1 protein-coding gene is annotated in these 388 nt (G+C 52.3%); it reads left to right on the top strand.

The window, feature by feature from the left end; genetic code table 11:
• Positions 1-68 precede the first annotated feature (68 nt).
• Positions 69-388 (top strand): IS5/IS1182 family transposase (locus tag ACLHZ1_RS20660; RefSeq protein ID WP_016240296.1); only part of this gene is annotated, 320 nt, incomplete at its 3' end.

The raw sequence follows: 388 nt of genomic DNA on the forward strand, positions 1-388 counted from the left end.
GGAAGGTGCGAACAAGTCCCTGATATGAGATCATGTTTGTCATCTGGAGCCATGGAACAGGGTTCATCATGAGTCATCAACTTACCTTCGCCGACAGTGAATTCAGCAGTAAGCGCCGTCAGACCAGAAAAGAGATTTTCTTGTCCCGCATGGAGCAGATTCTGCCATGGCAAAACATGGTGGAAGTCATCGAGCCGTTTTACCCCAAGGCTGGTAATGGCCGGCGACCTTATCCGCTGGAAACCATGCTACGCATTCACTGCATGCAGCATTGGTACAACCTGAGCGATGGCGCGATGGAAGATGCTCTGTACGAAATCGCCTCCATGCGTCTGTTTGCCCGGTTATCCCTGGATAGCGCCTTGCCGGACCGCACCACCATCATGAA

It is taken from the genome of Aeromonas sobria, from assembly GCF_050266975.1.
GTDB classification, from domain to species: domain Bacteria; phylum Pseudomonadota; class Gammaproteobacteria; order Enterobacterales; family Aeromonadaceae; genus Aeromonas; species Aeromonas sobria_B.